Annotated in this window: 17 protein-coding genes; 6 read left to right on the plus strand and 11 right to left on the minus strand. The window is 70.9% G+C overall.

The window, feature by feature from the left end; genetic code table 11:
- Positions 1 to 133: 133 nt before the first annotated feature.
- The 3 genes from EV375_RS10120 to rimP are packed head-to-tail and all read right to left on the minus strand — an operon-like array spanning position 134 to position 2,070.
- Complete coding sequence (locus EV375_RS10120) at positions 134 to 421, minus strand: YlxR family protein (RefSeq protein WP_130299151.1); 288 nt, start codon at positions 419 to 421, stop codon at positions 134 to 136.
- A 60-nt stretch (positions 422 to 481) separates the two neighbouring features.
- A complete protein-coding gene (gene nusA / locus EV375_RS10125) occupies positions 482 to 1,519 on the minus strand; it encodes a transcription termination factor NusA (protein ID WP_130299152.1) in 1,038 nt (345 codons plus the stop codon).
- 2 nt (positions 1,520 to 1,521) lie between these two features.
- Positions 1,522 to 2,070, minus strand: coding sequence for a ribosome maturation factor RimP (rimP, locus tag EV375_RS10130; RefSeq protein WP_130299153.1), 549 nt, complete (start codon positions 2,068 to 2,070; stop codon positions 1,522 to 1,524).
- 356 nt (positions 2,071 to 2,426) lie between these two features.
- Here rimP and EV375_RS10135 point away from each other — a divergent pair, with 356 nt between their 5' ends.
- From EV375_RS10135 to EV375_RS10145, 3 genes are all read left to right on the plus strand, one after another.
- A complete protein-coding gene (locus EV375_RS10135) occupies positions 2,427 to 2,993 on the plus strand; it encodes a hypothetical protein (protein WP_486588394.1) in 567 nt (188 codons plus the stop codon).
- Positions 2,990 to 3,469 (plus strand): ferritin-like domain-containing protein, encoded by a 480-nt coding sequence (locus EV375_RS10140; protein ID WP_130299155.1) that lies wholly within the window; start codon positions 2,990 to 2,992, stop codon positions 3,467 to 3,469. The genes EV375_RS10135 and EV375_RS10140 overlap by 4 nt, the downstream gene beginning before the upstream one ends.
- A gap of 206 nt (positions 3,470 to 3,675) precedes the next feature.
- Entirely contained in the window at positions 3,676 to 4,653 is a 978-nt protein-coding gene (locus EV375_RS10145; protein ID WP_130299156.1) for an aminoglycoside phosphotransferase family protein, read from the plus strand.
- Positions 4,654 to 4,729: 76 nt separating this feature from the next.
- On the opposite strand, the gene EV375_RS10150 is transcribed toward EV375_RS10145, so the two are convergent.
- Positions 4,730 to 6,163 (minus strand): citrate:proton symporter, encoded by a 1,434-nt coding sequence (locus EV375_RS10150; RefSeq protein WP_130299157.1) that lies wholly within the window; start codon positions 6,161 to 6,163, stop codon positions 4,730 to 4,732.
- A gap of 171 nt (positions 6,164 to 6,334) precedes the next feature.
- On the opposite strand from EV375_RS10150, the gene EV375_RS10155 reads away from it, so the two are divergent.
- The 3 genes from EV375_RS10155 (at position 6,335) to EV375_RS10165 (ending at position 9,560) form a co-directional block, all read left to right on the plus strand.
- Positions 6,335 to 7,255 (plus strand): LysR family transcriptional regulator, encoded by a 921-nt coding sequence (locus EV375_RS10155; RefSeq protein ID WP_130299158.1) that lies wholly within the window; start codon positions 6,335 to 6,337, stop codon positions 7,253 to 7,255.
- Between the two features lie 129 nt (positions 7,256 to 7,384).
- On the plus strand, positions 7,385 to 8,602 hold the full coding sequence (locus EV375_RS10160) for a CoA transferase (RefSeq protein ID WP_130299159.1): 1,218 nt from the start codon (positions 7,385 to 7,387) through the stop codon (positions 8,600 to 8,602).
- Positions 8,592 to 9,560, plus strand: coding sequence for an HpcH/HpaI aldolase/citrate lyase family protein (locus EV375_RS10165; RefSeq protein WP_130299160.1), 969 nt, complete (start codon positions 8,592 to 8,594; stop codon positions 9,558 to 9,560). The genes EV375_RS10160 and EV375_RS10165 overlap by 11 nt, the downstream gene beginning before the upstream one ends.
- Before the next feature lie 140 nt (positions 9,561 to 9,700).
- On the opposite strand, the gene EV375_RS10170 is transcribed toward EV375_RS10165, so the two are convergent.
- From EV375_RS10170 to EV375_RS10200, 7 genes are all read right to left on the minus strand, one after another.
- Positions 9,701 to 11,413 (minus strand): proline--tRNA ligase, encoded by a 1,713-nt coding sequence (locus EV375_RS10170; protein WP_130299161.1) that lies wholly within the window; start codon positions 11,411 to 11,413, stop codon positions 9,701 to 9,703.
- 98 nt (positions 11,414 to 11,511) lie between these two features.
- A complete protein-coding gene (locus EV375_RS10175; protein ID WP_055486302.1) occupies positions 11,512 to 12,084 on the minus strand; it encodes a GNAT family N-acetyltransferase in 573 nt (190 codons plus the stop codon).
- Positions 12,085 to 12,148: 64 nt separating this feature from the next.
- Entirely contained in the window at positions 12,149 to 12,994 is an 846-nt protein-coding gene (locus EV375_RS10180; RefSeq protein WP_130299162.1) for a GNAT family N-acetyltransferase, read from the minus strand.
- Between the two features lie 174 nt (positions 12,995 to 13,168).
- Entirely contained in the window at positions 13,169 to 14,332 is a 1,164-nt protein-coding gene (gene ispG, locus EV375_RS10185; RefSeq protein WP_130299163.1) for a flavodoxin-dependent (E)-4-hydroxy-3-methylbut-2-enyl-diphosphate synthase, read from the minus strand.
- 241 nt (positions 14,333 to 14,573) lie between these two features.
- On the minus strand, positions 14,574 to 15,878 hold the full coding sequence (locus EV375_RS10190) for a site-2 protease family protein (RefSeq protein ID WP_130299164.1): 1,305 nt from the start codon (positions 15,876 to 15,878) through the stop codon (positions 14,574 to 14,576).
- Positions 15,875 to 17,125 carry a 1-deoxy-D-xylulose-5-phosphate reductoisomerase gene (gene dxr, locus EV375_RS10195; protein ID WP_130299165.1) on the minus strand — a complete coding sequence of 417 codons (1,251 nt, stop codon included), beginning with the start codon at positions 17,123 to 17,125 and terminating at the stop codon, positions 15,875 to 15,877. Before dxr ends, EV375_RS10190 begins: the two co-directional genes overlap by 4 nt.
- Before the next feature lie 178 nt (positions 17,126 to 17,303).
- The gene (locus EV375_RS10200; protein WP_130301740.1) at positions 17,304 to 19,217 is read right to left on the minus strand and encodes an acyl-CoA dehydrogenase family protein; all 1,914 of its coding nucleotides are present in this window, start codon (positions 19,215 to 19,217) and stop codon (positions 17,304 to 17,306) included.
- Positions 19,218 to 19,400: the final 183 nt, after the last annotated feature.

The raw sequence follows: 19,400 nt of genomic DNA on the forward strand, positions 1-19,400 counted from the left end.
TCATCCGCCGCCGGACCTTCGCTACTTATGCATGGGCGTACTCATCGCGTACTCATCGAGTGCTCATCGCAATCTCGACCTACTTCCGACTCGCGAGGTACCTCTCCGAACGGAGGGTTCCGAACGGACTGTCTTACGGTTCCGCCTGATCGATCTGCTCCAGCTGACGCCGGACCTCTGTCACGTCGAACGGCCCCGGGCCGCGGAAGGCCCTGTTGAACGCCCGCCGCCGGACGGCCTGGTCGAGGCAGAACGACGTGGGATGCACGTACGCGCCCCGGCCGGGCAGCGTACCGCGAAGATCAGGGACGCAGTGGCCCCCGCTCTGCACCACACGCAGCAGATCGGGTTTGTCCGAGCGCTTCCGACAGCCCACGCAAGTGCGCTGCGGGCATGCTCGGACTCGCGTCCGGCCAGACACGTTAAGTCTACCTCCCCGTACTGTCACACCCCTTCGGGGGTAACAGGCACCCTCATGGTTTCAGCCCTGCTCGGCAGCGTCTCCGGGCGCCCTCTCCGGCTCGGCCGAGACGGCTTCGCCGGCGTCCGCGGTGTCGGGACGGATGTCGATGCGCCAGCCCGTGAGCCGTGCGGCGAGGCGGGCGTTCTGACCTTCCTTGCCGATCGCGAGGGAGAGCTGGTAGTCGGGCACCGTCACGCGCGCGGAGCGCGCCGCGAGATCGACGATCTCGACCTGATTCACACGTGCCGGGGAGAGCGCGTGCGCGACCAGATCCGCAGGGTCGTCGGACCAGTCGACGATGTCGATCTTCTCGCCGTGCAGCTCCGCCATGACATTGCGCACACGGCCGCCCATCGGGCCGATGCAGGCGCCCTTGGCGTTGAGACCGGAGCGCGTCGAACGCACGGCGATCTTCGTGCGGTGACCCGCCTCGCGTGCGATGGCGGCGATCTCGACCGATCCGTCCGCGATCTCCGGAACCTCCAGCTCGAAGAGCTTCCTGACCAGGTTGGGGTGGGTGCGCGAGAGCGTCACCGAAGGGCCGCGGACACCCTTGGCGACCCGCACGACATACGTGCGCAGCCGGGTGCCGTGCGCGTAGTCCTCCCCCGGGACCTGCTCCTGCGGCGGAAGGATCGCCTCCAGCTTGCCGATGTCGACCAGCACGCTCTTCGGGTCCTTGCCCTGCTGGACCACACCGGCGACGACGTCGCCCTCCCGCCCCGCGTACTCGCCGAACGTGACCTCTTCCTCGGCGTCACGCAGCCGCTGGAGGATGACCTGCTTCGCGGTGGTCGCGGCGATGCGCCCGAAGCCGGTCGGGGTGTCGTCGAACTCGCGCGGTTCGGCTCCCTCCGGCAGCTCGGTCGGGCTCTCCTTGGCCCACACCGTCACGTGCCCGGTCTTGCGGTCCAGCTCGACGCGGGCGTCGCGGTAGCTGCCCTCCGTGCGGTGGTAGGCGATGAGGAGGGCCGATTCGATCGCCTCCACGAGGAGATCGAGGGAGATCTCCTTCTCCCTCACCAGCCCCCGCAGGGCACTCATGTCGATGTCCACGGCTACGCCTCCTCCTTGCCTTCGTCGTCAGCGGCCGCGGACCCGTGCTGCGCTCGCTTCTCGGCGGCCTTGCGGTTGAACTCGATCTCCACGCGGGCCTTCGCGATGTCGCCGAAGGCGAGCCGGCGGGTGGTGGGCCTGCGTCCCTTCACGCCCGCGACCTCCAGGTCGATGCCCTGGTCGTCCGCTCCCGTGATGCGTGCGGTCACTTCGCCGCCGCCGGCGGCCTCCGTGAGATTCGCCTTGACCAGCCGGCCCAGGGCACGGCGGTAGTGACGCGGCTCGGTCAGCGGGCGGTCCGCCCCGGGTGAGGTCACTTCCAGCACGTACGGGTTGCCGCCCATGGCGTCGGATTCGTCCAGCACTTCGGAGAGAGCACGGCTCAACTCGGCGCACATGTCGAGCTCGACCCCGTCGTCGGAATCGACCACCACGCGCAGGACCCGCCGTCTCCCGGCGGGTGTCACCTCGATCTCTTCGAGATCCAGCCCCTTCTTGCTCGCGAGTGGCTCGAGCAGTGCGCGCAGCCTCTCGCTCTGGGTGGTGCTCATCCGGGTGACTCCTCGGCCGCGTGTGCTGTTGTGGGGGTGCCTGTAACAGGGGAGGTGAACTGGGTCGTGTACCGGTCCAAGCCTAACGTCTGCCACGGGCGGCGCCGACCAGACGGGCGATCCGGGCGGGATGTCAGGGACGTACGGGTACTCATGCGATAGCGAGGGTGGCCCGTCGATGCGTTCGAATGGACGCGGGTACGCTCTCGGGGCGGTGATCACCGTAAGTGGTGTCCGCCGCAGAGATTCCAGCGATGTGCCGACGCCGCTCAGGGAGCCCGATGCCGCCCACGCCTCCCCCAGATCCTCCGGCCCGGGGGCGCCCCCACCCGCCGGCGGGCCCGCGCAGAAGGTCGATGGTCGCGGGGACTCTGAGCACTCTGGCCCCTCTCGGGGCTCTGACGACGCTCGTCGCAGGTTGTTCGGGGGGCGGGAGCGGCACGGACGCCGAGCAGAACACCGGCGAGGACAAGCGCCTGCGGCGCGAAGCCACCAAGCAGAGCCTCGAGTTGCTGGCCCGCTACGACGCCACCGCCGACGCGCACTCGGGCCTCGCGGACCGGCTGCGTCCGCTTCGCGCGGCGACGATGCGGCACGCGGAGGTGCTCAGCGGCGAGGACGACGGCAAGAGCGGCAAGAGCGCCGACGGCCGTGGCGGCAACGGCGACAGGAGCGGCGGCGACGCCACCGGAGAGGCCGGTGCCGGGAAGAACGGCAGGCACGGCAGGCCGCGGGTTCCGGGTGACGAGAAGGCGGCGCTGACGGAGCTGGGCGACGCGGAGCGCCGCACGGCCCGTGCCCGCACCGAAGCGCTGGTGAAGGCACCGCCGGAGACCGCCCGGCTGCTGGCGTCCCTCGCGGCGGCGGGCGCGGCACACGCCTATCTGCTCGGGGCCGAGGACGGGAAGGACGGTGGCTCATGAAGAAGCTGGTCGACGCCGTGCAGGCGGCCCTCGCGGCTGAGCACGCCACTGTCTACGGCTACGGCGTCGTCGGCGGTCGCATCGATTCGTCCCGTCAGGACGAGGCGCGCAACGCCTACGACGCGCACCGGGCACGCCGCGACGCGCTGCGCCGGGAGGTGCGCGACCTGGGCGGCGAACCGGAACCGGCCGCCGCGGCGTACTCGCTGCCCTTCGCGGTGCCGGACAGCGCCGCCGCGGTGCGGCTGGCGGCCGAACTCGAGGACCGGCTGGCCGGGGTGTACGCGGACCTCGTGCGGGTCGGTGAAGGTGCCCGCAGGCGGGAGGCGGCCGCGCTGCTGAGCGAGGCTGCGGTCCGGTCGGTGCGGTGGCGGCGCACAGGCGTAGCCTTCCCTGGTCTCTCCGAGCGCTCCGGCTCCGACGGCCCGGTGCCTTCGGGGTCGCCGTCGCCCGGTGGGACATCCGGTTCGCTCTGACCGTCCCTGCGGGGGTTCAGGCGAACCGGAACCGAGCACCAGACACCGGGCACGGGCAGTCGTTCGCACGCACACCAGCACGCACACCCGCACGCGCACTGACCGACCCGTGCCGCACCGGCACGGCACAGCACTGCACGCCCCGCTGCCCGCTGCCCGCTGCCTGCCGTCCGCCGTCCGCCGTCCGGAAAGGTCCACGTCACCGCATGCCTTCTGCACTGCCTCTCGATGCCCCGCAGCGGCTTGTGCGCACCCTCGCCTCTCAGCACGGCCACGCCGGTGAGGAGTTGGGCCGGGCCGGCGAGGAGTGGCTCGAGGAGTTGCCGGCGACTCTGGAGCGGATGCTCCAGAAATGGGAGCTGACGCCCGACCGCGTGGTCTCGCCGGGTGGCCGCAGCAGCCTGGTGACCCTCGTGCGTCAGGCCGACGGCACTCCGGCGGCGCTGAAGCTGCTCGCCCCTTACGTCTACGGGGCACGGGAGCGCACCGAGCGGGAGGGGGCCGCTCTGGCGCAGTGGGACGGGCGGGGCGCCGTGCGGCTGCTGCGTCGCGACGCCGCGGAGGGCGCGCTGCTGCTGGAGCGGCTGCACGGGGAGATGTCGCTGCGGTCGCTCCCGGAGGCGAAGGCGACGCTGGAAGCCGCTTCGGCGGCACGCCGGCTGTGGGTTCCGGCCGCGGCAGTCCGCGACGGCACGGAACCCGGGGTGGACTGCCTGCGCACGGTCGCCGAGCACACGGCCGCGAGCTGCGCCTTCCTGCGTTCACCCGCGACGCCGCCGGAGGTGCGGCCGCTCCGCGACGAGGCGCTGGAGCTGCGGGACGCGCTGCTCTCCGACCCTCCCGAACAGGTGCTGCTCCACGGCGACTTCAGACAGGGCGCGGTCCTCGCCGCGGACGCCGGCCGGGCGCCCTGGCTCGTGACCGGCCCGGATCCGCTGCTGGGCGAGCGCACGTACGACCTGGCGCGGCTGGTGCGCGACCGGCTGCACGATCTGCTCGCCTCCCCCGGCGCCGCCTCGGCGACCAGGCGCCGCCTCAACAAGCTCGCCGACTCCCTCGAGGTGGACCGCGAGCGGCTGCGGGGCTGGTCGCTCTACCGAGCGGTGGAGTCCGGCGTACGGCACGTGAGCAGCGGAAACCGGGAGGACGGGGAGCTGCTGCTGGAGTTCGCGGGCTGGCTCTGACCGCGTGATGCCGGGCGGAGCGCCTGCCGGGGGCGCTCCCCGGCACGTGCTCCGCCCGGCATGACCTGCTGCTTGCTCAGAGAGGTACGGCACCCGTCAGCATCGCCGCTGCCGTCATCACGAGGGTGGTCGCGAACGCCCAGCCGAAGATGAAGCGCTGGTGCTCACCGAGCTGGACGCCGGTCATTCCCACGAGGATGAACGTCGCGGCCGTGAGCGGGCTGAGCGGAAAGCCCGTCGTCATCTGGCCGAGGATTGCGGCCCGGGCGATCTCGGCCTCTCCGGTGCCGAACCCCTGCGCGGTCTCCGAGAGCACCGGCAGCACGCCGAAGTAGTACGCGTCGGGGGTCAGGGCGAGGCTCAGCGGCATGCCCGTGACGGCCACGGCTCCGGGGAGGTGGCCGCCCAGCGATGCGGGGATGACGGAGACGAGCGCCTGGGCCATCTCGTCGATCATCTTGGTGCCGGTGAGGATCCCCGCGAGCACCCCGGACGCGAAGATCATGGTGGTCACCAGGACGACGTTCTTGCCGTGCCGGTCGAGCAGCGCTTGCTGATCCTCCCACCTGGGGTGGTTGACGAGCAGGGCGAGGGCGAACCCGACGACGAACAGCACCGGCAGCGGCAACAGTTGCAGCACAAGACAGACCAGCAAGGTCAGGGTGAGCACCAGGTTGAAGACCGTCAGCCATGTCCGGGGACGGGCGGGTGCGTCCAGGCCCGAGGCCGCAGCGGTGGACGGGGTGGCTGCGGCCGAGGTGGCGGTGGCCGCCGTGGCCGGGGATTCCGCCGTGGCGGTGGGCCCGCTCTCCGGCCGTGCGGCATGCGCCGCGTCGACGGCGCCCTCGCCGGGGCCTTCGCCGGCACCGGCTGCGGGCTCCTTCTCCGCGGACAGCTCCCCGAGACGCTTCCGCTCGCGCCGGCCGATGAGGTACGAGGCCAGCAGAACCCATGCGATTCCGCAGCCCATCGCGGGGAGGACGGGCACGAAGATCTCGGAGGTGTCGAGCTTCAGCGCGGCGGCGGCCCGCGCGGTCGGACCTCCCCAGGGGACCATGTTCATCACGCCGGCACCCAGACAGATGATTCCGCTGAGGACGAGCGGCCGCATGCCCAGTCGCCGATAGACAGGCAGCAGTGCGGAGACGGTGATGAGGAAGGTGGAGGCTCCGTCGCCGTCGAGTGACACGCACATCGTCAGCACGGCGGTGCCGACGCAGATCCGCAGCGGGTCCCCGCGGGCGATCCGGAGGATGCCGCGTATCAGCGGGTCGAAGAGACCGGCGTCCACCATGAGGCTGAAGTAGAGGACCGCGAAGGCGATCATGATCCCGGTCGGCGCCACCGTGGCCAGGCCGTCGAGGACCATGGCGCCGAGCTTGTCCCCGAATCCTCCGGCCAGGGCCGCCAGCACAGGGAGCAGGACCAGTGCGACAAGCACGGACAGCCGCCTGGTCATGGTGAGCAGTAGGAAGAGTCCGATCGTGGTAAAGCCCAGTGCTGCCAGCATGATCTCTCGCTCTCGTGTCCCGGGCCTGGCGGCGGGCGACTCATGGACGTGGGGGCGTCGCGTTGCCCGAGAGTTTCCGAGCCGGATCGAATGGGTGTCCAGCATTGAACGGGGATCCACTCATGCGATCTGTGCATGAGTTCGCGCTGCTCGCGCCTATGCTCACCGCCCATGGACGCCACACTCCGCCAGCTTTCCGCGTACGCCGCCGTGGCCCGGGCGGCGAGCTTCACCGCCGCCGCCTCACAGCTTCACGTCTCGCAGTCGTCGCTGAGCCGGGCGGTCGCCGACCTCGAACGGCTGCTGGGAGCCCAGCTGCTGGAGCGCGACACCCGCAACGTGCAGCTGACCGCGGCCGGTACGGAGGCGCTGCGGATCGCGGACCAGATCCTCGGTGCGCACCGGGCGGGGATGAAGGAGATGGAGCGCTTCCTGCTCGGCGAGTCCGGGACGGTCGCCGTGGCGACACTGCCGTCGGTCGCCGCTGTGCTGCTCCCGCAGGTCATCTCCCAGTTCCGCAGACAGCGGCCCCACGCGTCCGTACGGATCATGGACGGACCGGAGCGCACCGTACTGGCCCACGTCACCTCCGGCGACGCGGACTTCGCGATCACGACGGGTGAGCCGTCGGCGCAGCTGGAACACCGGCCCCTGGTCCGCGACCGGTTCGTAGCAGTGCTGCCGCCCGAGCACGAACTGGTGGAACGGGACGAGGTGACCTGGGAAGATCTCGCGCGGCACCCGTATCTCGCCATCGGCCGGGACTCCAGCGTGCGGCGGCTGGCCGATGCCACCTTCGCGCAGATCGACGCCCGGGTCGCACCGGCGGCGGAGGCGGGGAGCGTGGCGACGGTCGGGGGTCTGGTCGCCGCCGGACTGGGGGTCTCGGCGATGCCTGCCCTCGTCCTTCCGCTTCTGGGGAGCGGCCCCTTCGCCACCAGGCCGCTCTCCCGGCCCGTGGTCCACCGGCGTCTCGACGTCGCCATGCGGACCAGGCGGACGGTGCCTCTCGCGGCCCACCGCTTCCTGGAGACTCTCGACGCGTTGCGCGAAGAGGGCAGCGGCCTCCCGGACGGCGTCTCGTGGGCGTGAGGCGGCTCATGGAACAGCCATGCGAAAAGCGCATCGATTGATGGTCCTTTCTTGCTGGACAGGCATTTCTCGCTCAGAGACGCTGAAGCGGAAGACACCCGCGACCAGGCCGAACGAGGGAGCCGCTCCGTGATCGACGACCACCACACCTCCGGACGCCGCGGCCAGCTGTGCGACCTGAAGGTGGTCGAGTTCGCCCATGTCGTCGCCGGACCGCTGGCCGGCTCGATGCTGGCGGACCAGGGCGCGGACGTCGTACACGTCGAACCCCCGGGCTCCGGTGACGCGGCCCGGGCCATGGGGCCCCGGCGCGACGGCACGCCCCTGTGGTTCAAGGTCGCCGGACGCAACAAGCGGTCCGTCACCCTCGACCTGCACCAGGAGGACGGACGCCGGCTCGCACACCGCCTCGTCGCCTGGGCCGACGTCGTGATCGTCACGCTGCGGGCGGGACGCCTGCGCGAGTGGGGTCTCGACTGGGAGTCGGTGCACCGGCTGAACCCGAAGGCGGTGCTGCTGCAGATATCGGGCTACGGCGCGACATCGTCACTGGCCGACAGCCCCGGTTTCGGCAAGATGGGCGAGGCGCGCAGCGGAGTCGTTCATCTGACCGGCTTTCCGGACGGCCCTCCGGTCCACACCGGCTTCTCACACGGCGACGCGGTCAACGGGCTGATGGGTGCCTACGCCGTGCTGGCCGCCCTGCACCGCCGCGAACGTGACCCGGACTTCGACGGGGAATGGATCGACCTCGCCCTCTTCGAGCCCCTCTTCCGCCTCGTCGAATGGCAGGTCATCGTGCACGACCAGCTGGGCACGGTGCCCGAGCGGTCGGGCAACCAGCTCGCTGTCGCGCCCGCTGCGGTGATCAACACCTACCGGTCCGGCGACGGCGAGTGGATCACGGTCACCTCCGCGACACTGCGTTCGGTACGCAACGTCGCTGTCCTTCTCGGCCTGCCCGAGGAGGAGTTCGCCACCGCCGAGGCGCAGCAGGCCAGGCGCGACCAGCTCGACGCGGGGCTGCGTGAGTGGGTCGCGCAGCGCTCCACGGACGAGTGCCTGGAGCTGTTCGCCCGCAACGAGGTGGTGGCCTCCCGCGTGTTCGACGCCGCGGACATCGCGGCCGACCCTGTCTACGCGGAGCGGGAGGACATCGTGACCGTCGAGGACCCGGAACTCGGCCCCGTTCGGATGCAGGCCGTCATTCCTCACTTCCGGCAGAACCCGGGGCGGGTGTGGCGCACCGGGCCGGCGCTCGGCGAGGACAACCGCACCGTCTACCAGCACTGGCTCGGCATCGGGGACGAGGAACTCGCGGAGCTGGAGCGGCACGGTGTCGTCTGAGCCGGACGGTCCGTCCGGGGTCAGGCGGGCACCGCTGCGCTCGCTGCTGTTCGTCCCCGGCACGAAGACGGAATGGCTGGCCAAGGCCGAGGCGTCAGGCGCCGACGCGGCGATCCTCGACCTGGAGGACGCGGTGGCAGGCCAGGACAAGCAGACCGCCCGTGCGCGCGTGGCCGAGGCCGTCGCTCGGCACGCCGCGCCCGGTGACCGCGGAGACGGCGGGATGGAACTCTTCGTGAGGATCAATCCGCTCAGCGAATGGTCCGCCGCCGAGGAACTCCGGGCCGCCGCCCGGCCCGGCCTCGCCGGAATCGTCCTGCCGAAGGTGTGCTCCGAGGAGGACATGAGGATCACCGACCGCCTGCTGACGTGGTGCGAACACGAGCACGGCCTGCGGGCGGGCACCTTCGCGGTTGTCCCTCTGCTGGAGACGGCGCGGGCCCTGCGCAACGCGCACGACATCGCAGCCGCCTCCGCCCGCGTGGCCTACGCGGGCGCGCTCACCGCCCCCGGCGGCGACGTCGAACGGGCGGTCGGTTACCGCTGGAGCCCCGAGGGCAGCGAGACACACGCCCTGCGTTCGCGCGTCCTGCTGGACGTGCGTGCCGCCGGCGCCGAACACCCCGTCGGCGGTCTGTGGACGGACATCGGCGACCTGGTAGGCCTGCGGCGCTTCGCCGAACAGAACCGGGCACTCGGCTACACCGGCATGATGGCGATCCACCCCTCGCACGTTCCCGTGATCAACGAGGTCTTCTCCCTCGGCGCGGACGAACTCGCCCGCGCCGAGCGCCTGATCGCCGCCGTACGCGACGGGCAGGCACGGGGCGCGGGTGCCGTGACCTTCGAGGGCCGGATGGTGGACGAGGCGATGGCCGCCAACGCGGAGCAGGTTCTCCTGCGGCACGGGCGGCGTGAGCCGGGTCCGGATGCCGTGGAGGGCACGCCTGGGCGCTGAGCACGGCTGGGGCAGCGACCCGGCCCCGGAGCACGGCCGGCACGGCGCGTGGCGGCGCAGGGCGTCGCGGAGCAAAGGGGGGCGGCGGCCCTCGCTGCCCGGCACCCGGGCGCGCGGGCCGCCGCCCCTCGCTGCCCGTGTCAGGCGGCGGACGAGAGACGGGCGACGGCGTCCGCCACCGTCAGCTCCTCGCGCTCGCCGGTGCGGCGGTCCTTCAGCTCGACCAGGCCGTCCTTCGCGCCACGGCCCACGATCAGGATCGTGGGGACGCCGATCAGCTCCGCGTCGGTGAACTTCACACCCGGCGACACTCCCGCGCGGTCGTCCACGATCACGCGCACACCGGCCGCACCGAGCTTCTCCGCGACGTCGACCGCGAGCTCCGTCTGCAGCGCCTTGCCCGCCGCGACGACGTGGACGTCGGCGGGCGCGATCTCCCGCGGCCAGCACAACCCCTGCTCGTCCGCGGTCTGTTCGGCCAGCGCCGCCACGGCGCGCGTCACGCCGATGCCGTACGAGCCCATCGTCACGCGCACCGGCTTGCCGTCCTGGCCGAGCACGTCCAGCTCGAAGGCGTCGGTGTACTTGCGGCCGAGCTGGAAGATGTGGCCGATTTCGATCGCCCTGTCGAGGACGATGCCGGAGCCGCAGTTCGGGCAGGGGTCTCCGGGCTCGACGACGACCACGTCGAGGTAGTCGTCCACCTCGAAGTCGCGTCCGCAGACCACGTGCCGCGCGTGCTTGTCCGGCTTGTTCGCACCCGTGACCCACTCGGTGCCGGGCGCGACGCGGGGGTCGGTGATGTACCGGAAGGCCTTGCCGGCCATGCCGTCCTGCGGGCCGACGTAGCCGCGCACCAGGTCGGGCCGGCCGACGAAGTCCTCCGCGGTGACCAACTCGACCTCGGCGGGGGCGAGATGCTCGCCGAGCTTGCCGAGATCCACGTCGCGGTCGCCGGGGACGCCGACGGCGGCGATCTCACCGTCGATCTTCACCAGCAGGTTCTTCAGCGTGGCCGAGGCCGGGATGCCCAGGTGCTCGGCGAGCGTCTCGATCGTCGGGGTGTCCGGGGTGTCGAGTTCCTCGATCGCGGGATGCCCGGCCGTCTCCGCGGGCACCACGGGGACCGACAGCGCCTCGGTGTTGGCCGCGAACCCGCACGAGGGGCACTGCGCGTACGTGTCCTCACCCGCGGCTGCCGGCGCGAGGAACTCCTCCGAGGCCGAGCCGCCCATGGCGCCCGAGACGGCGGAGACGATGCGGTAGTCGAGGCCGAGGCGCTCGAAGATGCGCTGGTACGCCTCGCGTTCGCGCGCGTAGGACTCGGCCAGGCCCTCGTCGGAGACGTCGAAGGAGTAGGCGTCCTTCATCGTGAACTCACGTCCGCGCAGGATGCCGGACCGGGGACGCGCCTCGTCCCGGTACTTCGTCTGGATCTGGTAGAGCGTGACCGGCAGGTCCTTGTACGAGGTGCACTGGTCCTTGACGACCTGGGTGAAGATCTCCTCGTGCGTCGGCCCGAGCAGATATCCGGCGCCCTTGCGGTCCTCCAGGCGGAAGAGCAGGTCGCCGTACTGGTCGTAGCGTCCGGAGATCTCGTAGGGCTCCTTGGGCAGCAGCGCGGGAAGCAGCACCTCCTGGGCGCCGATGGCGTCCATCTCCTCGCGTACGACCCGGGTGACGTTCTCCAGCACCGTGAGCCCGAGCGGCAGCCACGTCCAGATGCCGGCGGCCGCCCGCCGCACATATCCGGCGCGCACCAGCAGCTTGTGGCTGGTGGTCTCGGCATCGGCCGGGTCGTCGCGCAGCGTCTTCAGCATCGACCGGGACAAACGCTGGACTCGGGCTGCCATGGAATTCTCCGTGCGGTGGTTGAAAGGAGTCGGAAACAACTGAGGAGGAGGGTATCCGGCCCCGTACACGGCACGGAAATGCGATTCCCCCGCAACCGTCAGGAACGCCTCAGCGGCAGCCACGCCCCCATCACCGCGTACGGGCTGGGCGCGCTCGGGAAGTGCACGTTGCGGGCCAGGTCCCGGTAGCCGAGCCGGTGGTAGAGGTGGCGGGCGGGGCTGTCGGTGTCGATCGCGGAGAGCAGGGAGCGCGGCTCCGCGGCGGTGTCGGTGAGCATGGTGATCAGACGTCGTCCCAGGCCCCGCCGCTGGTGGAGGGGGAGGACGTGGAGTTCGGTGATGACGAACGAGTCGTCCAGCCAGTCGCCGCAGCCCGCCGCGCGCAGATATCCGGCGACGACGGTGGACCACCACTGGGTGCGGTCGTTGGGCATTCCGTAGACGAAGCCGATCAGCCGGCCTTCCGGTGTGCGCGCGCCGAGCGCCCGCGCTCCCGGGGACTTCATGTGCCGCAGCACGATGTGGCGCCGCACTGCGATCTCCTCGTCGCTCAGCCCGAAGGCGACGGCCTGCACGGCGAGCGCATCGTCGACGTCCGCCTCCAGGTCGAGCGGTCCGACGAGGGGTTCGCGGGGGTCCTGGGGTGATGGTCCCCCGGCAGAATGCAGCATGCCCGGGAGGCTACTAGGAGCTACTGGCAGTCAACGCCCCCACCGACCGCCGTGGACACCGGTCTCAGAAGAGGACGCTCATGAACGCGCCGGTCTCGCGGAAGCCGACACGTCTGTACGCGGCACGCGCCGCCAGGTTGTAGTCGTTGACGTAGAGGCTCGCCAGGGGCGCCACTTCGTTCAGCGCGTAGCGCAGCACCGCCGCCATGCCGCAGACGGAGAGGCCTTCGCCGCGCCGCTCGGGGGTGACCCAGACGCCCTGGATCTGGCAGGCATGGGGCGTGGCAGCGCCGATCTCGGCCTTGAAGACGATCCGGCCGTCCTCGACGCGGGCGAACGAGCGTCCGGAGCCGACGAGTTCGGCGACCCTCGACTGGTAGACCAGGCCGCCGTCACCCGCGAGCGGTGAGACACCCACCTCCTCGGTGAACATCTCCACACAGGCGGGGAGCACCAGTTCCATCTCGTCCTTGCGGATGCGGCGCACCCGAGGATCGGGGCGCACGTCCCGCGGGACCTCCTCGGTGATCATGAGCGGCTGCCGGCGGCGGACCTCGCGGGCGGGGCCCCAGTGCGGTTCGAGGTAGGACCACAGGCCGGCGGTGGAGTCCGCCGGGCCGACGATGGAGGAGCAGCGGCGCCCCTGCCGGCGTGCCCTTTCGGCGAAGGCGCGGACGGCCTCCGGTCCCGCGCACAGCGGCACGAGGTTGGCCCCGGCGTAGCAGAGGGACTTCAGCCGGCCCCGCTGGTACCAGCCCCACATCTCACCGCCGAGACGCAGCGCGTCGAGCCCGGCGGCGTGGACGCGGGAGGCGATGAAGGCGTTGTTGACAGGCTCACGGCGCAGCACGGCGAGCACGTCGTCGAGTTCGGCGGGGTCGACAACCCTGGTGGAGGTGGTGGTCAACAACGTGTCGGCTGCCTCACCGTGACATGCCCCTGAGGACGGAAGGGAGGAGTGGGGGCTTCTCCGACTGTACCTGCCACGCGGTCGGCTCGACTGCGGCACCGGGCCCCGTCAGCCATCGGCGACGGGGCCCGGTTCCAGGCGCTTGCGCGGACGTCCGTAGACGTCCGCGGCGGTTCAGCCGCTGACGGCGACCTCGGGTTCACCGGAGGCGACGCCGTCCTTCTCCATCTTCTCGGCGATCTTCATCGCCTCGTCGATGAGCGTCTCGACGATCTTGGACTCGGGGACGGTCTTGATGACCTCGCCCTTGACGAAGATCTGCCCCTTGCCGTTGCCCGACGCGACTCCGAGGTCCGCCTCGCGGGCCTCCCCCGGGCCGTTGACGACGCATCCCATGACGGCGACGCGGAGCGGAACCTCCATGCCCTCCAGGCCCGCGGTGACCTCGTCGGCCAGCTTGTAGACGTCCACCTGCGCACGTCCGCAGGACGGGCAGGAGACGATCTCGAGACGGCGCTGGCGCAGGCCGAGCGACTCCAGGATGGAGATGCCGACCTTGCACTCCTCGGCGGGCGGCGCCGACAGCGAGACCCGGATCGTGTCGCCGATGCCCTCGGCCAGCAGGGCGCCGAAGGCGACGGAGGACTTGATGGTGCCCTGGAAGGCGGGACCGGCCTCGGTGACGCCCAGGTGCAGCGGGTAGTCGCACTGGGCGGCGAGCTGCCGGTAGGCGTTGATCATCACGACCGGGTCGTTGTGCTTGACCGAGATCTTGATGTCGCGGAAGCCGTGCTCCTCGAAGAGGGAGCATTCCCACAGCGCCGACTCGACGAGCGCCTCGGGGGTGGCCTTCCCGTACTTCTGCAGCAGCCGCTTGTCGAGGGAGCCCGCGTTGACGCCGATGCGGATGGGCGTCCCCGCGGCGGAGGCCGCCCGCGCGATCTCCTTGACCTTGTCGTCGAACTGCTTGATGTTGCCCGGGTTGACGCGGACGGCGGCGCAGCCCGCGTCGATCGCGGCGAAGACGTACTTCGGCTGGAAGTGGATGTCGGCGATCACCGGGATCTGCGACTTGCTCGCGATGGTGGACAGCGCGTCCGCGTCGTCCTGCGTGGGGCAGGCGACCCGCACGATCTGGCAGCCGGACGCGGTCAGTTCGGCGATCTGCTGGAGAGTCGAGCCGATGTCGGCCGTGCGGGTCGTGGTCATCGACTGTACGGACACCGGTGCGTCACCGCCGACCGCGACCGGACCGACGTGGATCTTCCGGCTCTTGCGGCGGTCGGTGAGCTTGGTCGGTACGTCCGGCATTCCGAGCGAAATCGCTGTCGCTGTCATCAGGCGTGCAACCCCAAGGTGTGGATCGAGAAGCCCCGGGAGATCGACGGGCTCCGGCCCCCGAGATTACGGCACCCCCACCCCTGGGAGCACATCCCTCTCCCGCGAAGCGGGTGAAGCGTACATACGGAGCAAAGGCCTCGCGGGCGGGACCGGCCGCCGCGTTTCCGGCGGCGGCGACGGCCCTGCCCCCGCCTCTCCGTGCCCGTCCTTGCCGCCTGCTCTCCCCCGCTATCCCGCGCTATCCCGCGAGTCTCACCGGGTTGACCACGTCGGCCACCAGCACCAGGAGGGTGAAGCAGATGAAGATCCCGGCGACCACGTACGCGACGGGCATCAGCTTCGCCACGTCGAACGGTCCGGGGTCTGGTCGCCGGAAGACCTTGGCGAAGGCCCGCCGCACCGACTCCCACACGGCGCCCGCGATGTGGCCCCCGTCCAGGGGCAGCAGCGGCAGCATGTTGAAGAGGAAGAGCGACAGGTTGAAGCCCGCGACGAGGAACAGCATCGTCGCCACGCGCTGCGTCGGCGGGATGTCGAGCGAGAAGACCTCGCCGCCGACGCGGGCCGCGCCCACGACTCCCATCGGCGAGTCCTGCTTGCGCTCGGCGCCGCCGAACGCGGCGTTCCACAGGTCGGGGACCTTCGAGGGGAGGGCGACCAGCGCCTGCACGCCGGAGACCATCATGTCGCTCATCCGGTCGACGGACTGCGGGAAGGTCTGCGGGACCACGCCGCTGGCCGGCGTGAAGCCGAGGAAACCGGCCGTCACGTACTCGCCCTCGACGTAGCCGCCGCGGCCGTCGGACTTGGCGACCTTGTTCGGGATCAGATCGGCCTGGAGCGTCTTGCGGCCGCCGTCGCGCGCGACGGTGATGGTGGCGGGCCCCGTGGTGTCCCGGATCTGCTGCTGGAGAGTGCCCCACTCGGTGACGCGCTTGCCGTCGAAGGCCACGATCTTGTCACCCGGCAGCAGACCGGCCGCCTTTGCCGGCGAGTCCTTCGCGCCCGCCGGGCACTTGTCGGACTTCGACGACGCCGGGATGACGCACTTGGACACGGAAGAGACCGTCGTGGTCTGGGTGTTGATACCGAAGGACATCAGCACGACCAGGAAGATCACGACGGCCAGGATCAGGTTCATGAACGGCCCGGCGAACATCACGATGACGCGCTTCCAGGGCGCCCGCGTGTAGAACAGGCGCTTCTCGTCGCCCGGCTTCAGCTCCTCGAAGGCCGCGGCACGCGCGTCCTCGATCATGCCCCGGAACGGCGAGGTCGAGCGCTGGCGCAGCGCCCCGTCCTCGCCGGGCGGGAACATGCCGATCATGCGGATGTAGCCGCCGAGGGGCACCGCCTTCAGGCCGTACTCCGTCTCGCCCCTGCGGCGGGAGAAGATCGTAGGGCCGAAGCCGACCATGTACTGCGGCACGCGGATGCCGAACATCTTCGCCGTCGAAAGGTGCCCCAGCTCGTGCCAGGCGATGGAGAAGAGCAGCCCCACGATGAAGACGACTATGCCGAGAATCGTCATGAAGGTGATCACGCGCGGGCCTCCGCTGCTGCCGTCGCCAGTTCACGGGCGCGTGCGCGCGCCCACGTCTCCGCGTCGAGGACATCGTCGAGCGTGAGCGCCGCCTCGGCAGGCGTCCCGTGCTCCTCGACCACAGCGGCAACCGTATCCACGATGCCGGGGAACGGCAGCCTTCCGCTCAAGAACGCCTCGACGCATTCCTCGTTCGCTGCGTTGTACACGGCCGGTGCGGTTCCTCCGTACCGGCCCACCTGGAAGGCGAGCGGCACGGCCGGGAACGCCTCGGCGTCCAGCGGGAAGAAGTCCCACGACATCGCACGCGACCAGTCGAAGACCGGGCCCGCGTCCGGAACCCTTTCGGGCCAGCCGATCCCGAGCGCGATCGGCAGCCGCATGTCCGGCGGCCCGCACTGGGCGAGTGTCGAGCCGTCGGTGAACTCGACCATGGAGTGCACGGCCGACTGGGGGTGCACGACCACCTGGATACGGTCGAAGGGCAGGTCGTAGAGGAGGTGGGCCTCGATCACCTCCAGGCCCTTGTTGACGAGCGTCGCCGAGTTGACGGTGATCACCGGGCCCATGTCCCAGGTGGGGTGGGCGAGCGCCTCCTTCGGTGTGACGTCGGCGAGTTGGGCCTTCGTACGGCCGCGGAAGGGCCCGCCTGACGCGGTGATCAGCAGCTTGCGCACCTCCTCGTGCGTGCCGCTCATCAGGGCCTGGAAGAGGGCGGAGTGCTCGGAGTCGACGGGCACGATCTGGCCGGGTGCCGCCAGCGCCCTCACCAGGGGGCCGCCGACGATCAGCGACTCCTTGTTGGCCAGGGCCAGCGACCGGCCCGCCTTCAGGGCCGCGAGTGTGGGGGCCAGCCCGATGGAGCCGGTGATGCCGTTGAGCACCGTGTGGCACTCGCTCGCCGCCAGCTCGGTCGCCGCGTCCGGCCCGGCGAGCACCTCGGGAATCGCCTTCCCCGGCCCGTACTCGGCGCGCAACGTCTCCCTCAGCTGCACGGCCTTGTCCTCGCGGGCGACGGCCACCGTCCGCACCTGGAGCCGGTGCGCCTGCCCGGCCAGCAGCTCCAGCCGGCCTCCGGCGGCCGACAGTCCGGTGACCCGGAACCGGCCGGGATTGCTCAGTACGACATCGACCGCCTGGGTGCCGATGGAGCCGGTCGATCCGAGGATGACGATGTCGCGCGGCCCTTCCGGCACGTCCGGCGGCACGGAGGACCGAAGGTGCGGATCAGCAAGGGATTGGGTCATGGCCCCATTCTGACGGTTCCTCTGCCTGTCGCATTCACCGCCTGCTGCCCCCGGCCCACCGGATGTCCGCCGGCAGGCCGCGACTTCGCTGCGGGTCCGCCGTGCGCATCGGCGCGGGCGCCCGGCGCGCGTGCCCGCGCCGGGCGCCCACCCCCTCCCACGCCGGATCAGCGGTGCTTCAGCCGATCCGCCTGTGCACGTCCTTCTTCTTCGAGGGCCCCGGCACGGCCTCGGCGATCCACGGGCCGTCCGACGAGGAGTCGATGACGCCCTCCTCCAGCCACGTGTAGGCGCCGTCGAGGATGCCGTTGACGACCTTGCGGTCCAGGTCGTCCGTGTTGTGCCACAGCCTTCCGAACAGCTCCTCCACCCGGATCCGCGACTGCCTGCAGAACGCGTCGGCCAGCTGGTACGGCGCCTTGCCGTCGGGGCCGCTGCTCAACGCGTCGCGCCGCAGCTTCTCCGCGCGTACGCACGCCGCGCTCTGCGCGAACAGCTCGGCGCCGATGTCCACGACCCGTCCGAGGAAGCCCTGCTTGGTCTCCATACGGCCCTGCCAGCGCGACATGGCGTAGAAGGTGGAGCGAGCGAGCTTGCGCGAGGTGCGCTCCACGTAGCGAAGATGCCCGGCGAGTTCACCGAAGTCCGAGTACGTGCCGGGCAACTGGCCGGGCCCCGCGACGAGTTTGGGCAGCCAGCGGGCGTAGAAGCCGCCGGCGGCCACGGCCGCGCGTCCCTTGTCGGAGATCGTCTTGTCCGGGTCGATCAGATCGCCCGCGACCGCCAGGTGTGCGTCGACGGCCTCGCGAGCGATGAGGAGATGCATGATCTCCGTCGAGCCCTCGAAGATGCGGTTGATGCGCAGGTCCCGCAGCAGCTGCTCGGCGGGGACGCCCCGCTCGCCGCGCGCCGCGAGCGACTCGGCCGTCTCGAAGCCGCGTCCGCCGCGGATCTGGACGAGTTCGTCCGCCATCAGCCACGCCATCTCGCTGCCGAACAGCTTGGCCAGCGCGGCCTCGATCCGGATGTCGTTGCGCTCCTCGTCGGCCATCTGGCTGGAGAGGTCGACCACGGCCTCCAGCGCGAACGTCGTCGCGGCGATGAACGACATCTTGCTGCCGACGGCCTCGTGCCTGGCGACGGGCCGCCCCCACTGCACGCGCGCCTCGCTCCACTCGCGGGCGACCTTCAGGCACCACTTGCCGGCGCCAACGCACGTCGCCGGCAGGGACAGGCGCCCCGTGTTGAGGGTCGTCAGGGCGATCTTGAGCCCTTCACCCTCCTTGCCGATGCGGTTGGCCGCGGGGACGCGGACCTGGTGGAGGCGGGTGACGCCGTTCTCCAGACCGCGCAGGCCCATGAAGGAGTTGCGGTTCTCGACGGTGACACCCTCCGATTCGCCCTCGACGACGAACGCGGTGATGCCGCCCCTGTGGCCCTCGGACTTCGGCACGCGGGCCATGACGACGAGGAGGTCGGCGACGACGCCGTTCGTCGTCCAGAGCTTCACGCCGTCGAGGACGTAGTCGTCCCCGTCGGGCACGGCCGTCGTCGCAAGCCGCGCCGGGTCGGAGCCCACGTCCGGCTCGGTGAGCAGGAAGGCGGAGATGTCCGTACGGGCACAGCGCGGCAGGAAGGTGTCCTTCTGCTCCTGGGTGCCGAACATCTTCAGCGGCTGCGGCACCCCGATCGACTGGTGCGCGGAGAGCAGCGCGCCGACGGCCGGGCTGGCGCTGCTGACCATGGCGAGCGCCTTGTTGTAGTAGACCTGCGTCAGGCCGAGGCCCCCGTATTCGGGGCCGACCTTCATCCCGAGCGCGCCGAGGTCCTTCAGGCCGGCGACGACCTCGTCGGGGATGCGGTCCTCGCGTTCGATCCGGGCGCCGTCGATCGTCGTCTCGCAGAAGTCGCGCAGCTTCGTCAGGAACTCCTCGCCGCGGCGCACCTCCTCGGCGGACGGCTCGGGGTGGGGATGGATCAGATCCAGCCGGAAGCGGCCCAGGAACATTTCCTTGGCGAAGCTGGGCTTGCGCCAGTCCTGTTCGCGTGCGGCCTCGGCTACTTCTCGGGCTTCGCGCTCGGAGACAGTCATCTCACTCATCTCGCCGCGTGGTAGGGACAGTGAACGCCGTGCGGCGCCGTGCGGCGCCGCGCACTACCGGCCGGTGCTACTCGCTCGTATGTACCCGATTCATCCCGTGCGTACCAGACTTTCCGCACGCGGTGTCCTGGATGCGCCGCGGCGCGTGACGACGCGGTCGCACGCCCTTCTGCC

Source organism: Streptomyces sp. CNZ301, from assembly GCF_004217425.1.